Here is a 1,937-nt window from a genome sequence, read left to right as displayed (position 1 = left end):
CGCCGGGCAGGCGCCCGGCGCGGGGCCGGTGCCCGGCGCGGGGCTCAGTTGCGCCGCCCCAGCGGGTTGTCCAGGAACGCGGCCCCGCCGACGCGGAAGAGGTCGGGCGAGCGCACGTCGGGCTCGTCGCCGGGCGCGAGGACCCGGCCGGCGTGGCCCTCGGCGTCGTCGCGCGGGCGGTAGCCCAGCGCCTCGCCCTCGGCCAGGCTGAACCAGCGGCGGGTGTTGCGCGAGACGCCCCACACCACCGAGTACCCGGGGGTGCGGTCGGTGACCGCGGCCTCCAGCAGCCGCACCGCGTCGTCGCCGGACATCCACGTGGACAGCCCCCGCACCCCCAGCGGGACCGGGTCGGGGAAGCAGCTGCCGATGCGCAGGGCCACGACCTGCAGGCCGTGGCGGTCGCTGTAGAGCTGCCCCAGGGCCTCGATCGCGGCCTTGCTCCAGCCGTAGTAGCTGTCCGGGCGCACCGGCACGTCGGCGGGCAGGTACCCGTCGACGACCTCGTCGCGGGTGCGGTAGCCGACGGCGTGGTTGCTGGAGGCGAGCACGACGCGGCGCACCCCGCGGCGCACGGCGGCCTCCAGCAGGTTGCGGGTGCCGTCGACGTTGACGGAGAGCACCTCCTCCCACGGCGCCTCGCGGCTGATGCCGCCCAGGTGCACGACGGCGTCGACGCCCTCCAGGGCCGCCTCCAGCGCGGCCGGGTCGGTCACCGACAGCGGCGCCCAGCGCACCCGCCCCCGCGCGCCGGCGGGCGGGGCGGGCAGCGGGTCGGGCACGCGCAGGTCGGTGAGCGTCAGCAGGCGCCCGGGGGCCGCCAGGCGGGGGGCCACCAGCGTGCCCATCGTGCCGGCGGCACCGGTCACCAGGACGTGCTGCGGGGCGGGGCCGGTGCCGCCCGCCTCCGGCGACGGGGTGGTGGGCATCGTCGACCTCCAGTCCGGGAAACGGTTGCCCGGCAGCCTAGCGGCGGGCCCGCCCGGTCCCGCCCGCCCGCGCCCGCGCCGCCCGGTTGCGGGGCCCCGGACCCCCTCCTAGCGTTCCCGACGGGTCGAGACGGGGCCCCGGTCGCGCCGCAGCGCCGTCGCGCCGTGCTGCTGTCGCGGACCGGAGGACCTGTGAGCTCGTGCACGTCGGCGGTGCCCTCCGCGCGGCCGCGCCCCGGCGCCCCTCACGCGGGGGCGGCGGGCCCGTCGACGGCGGGCCGGCGCGTGCGCCGCTTGTGCGAGCCGTCGCAGAACGGCGCCTCGGCGCTGCGCCCGCACCGGCACAGGGCCACCGTCCTGCGCCCGGGGTCCAAGCGGCGCCCCTCTCCGTCGAGCAGCGTGACCGGCCCGCGCAGCAGCAGCGGCCCGGCGGGGCAGACGGTCACGGTGACGTCCTCGGCGCGGGCGTCGGGGCGGGCGGCGGTCGGGGTCTCGGGATCCACGACGCACTGCCTACCCCGCGGCGGGGCGGCGCGCACCTGCGCGCCCGACCCGCGCTCGCGCGGGCGTCCCGGACGGCCCGGGCGGCCCGGCACCGGGCGGACCAGCAGCGCACCCCACGGCGCCCCGACGGGCGCACCAGACGAGGACGGGACCAGCCGATGACCACGACCACGCCCACCCCCACCACCACGTCCACCCCGGGGCCCGCCCCCGCGCCCGCCGGCGCGCGCACCGACGACCCGGTGCTCGTGCACGCGCCCGACCCGGCCGCGGCCGCCGCGGACGGGCGCCTGCCGCTGCCGCCGGCGCGCGGCGAGCTGAGCGCCGCCCTGCTGCGGCACCTGCTCGCCGGGCCGGGCGCGGGCGGCGCCGGTGAGCTGCGCGCCCTGGCGGCCCGCACCGGGGGGGGGGGGGGGGGGGGGGGGGGGGGGGGGGGGGGGGGGGGGGGGGGGGGGGGGGGGGGGGGGGGGGGGGGGCGGGGGGGGGGGGGGGGGGGGGGGGGGG

2 protein-coding genes and 1 pseudogene are annotated in these 1,937 nt (G+C 81.8%); 1 reads left to right on the top strand and 2 read right to left on the bottom strand.

All coding sequences use genetic code 11. The annotated features are described in order from the left end of the window. Positions 1–44: 44 nt before the first annotated feature. Together ACRYR7_RS25400 and ACRYR7_RS25395 are read right to left on the bottom strand one after the other, a co-directional pair. On the bottom strand, positions 45–929 hold the full coding sequence (locus ACRYR7_RS25400) for an NAD-dependent epimerase/dehydratase family protein (RefSeq protein ID WP_432575164.1): 885 nt from the start codon (positions 927–929) through the stop codon (positions 45–47). Positions 930–1,174: 245 nt separating this feature from the next. Further along, the gene (locus ACRYR7_RS25395) at positions 1,175–1,432 is read right to left on the bottom strand and encodes a CDGSH iron-sulfur domain-containing protein (protein ID WP_432575162.1); all 258 of its coding nucleotides are present in this window, start codon (positions 1,430–1,432) and stop codon (positions 1,175–1,177) included. A 159-nt stretch (positions 1,433–1,591) separates the two neighbouring features. Here ACRYR7_RS25395 and ACRYR7_RS25390 point away from each other — a divergent pair. Next, positions 1,592–1,937: pseudogene (locus ACRYR7_RS25390) on the top strand (translation initiation factor IF-2); the annotation flags it as partial.

It is taken from the genome of Kineococcus gurbantunggutensis (genome assembly GCF_050871925.1).
Lineage (GTDB): Bacteria > Actinomycetota > Actinomycetes > Actinomycetales > Kineococcaceae > Kineococcus.
The sequence above is the reverse complement of the archived record's forward strand: the minus strand, read 5'-3'. Positions and strand labels throughout refer to the sequence as shown.

Coding starts and splice junctions, on each gene's coding strand:
- ACRYR7_RS25400 (WP_432575164.1), bottom strand. CDS start 929: ATGCCCACCACCCCGTCGCCGGAGGCGGGCGGCACCGGCCCCGCCCCG.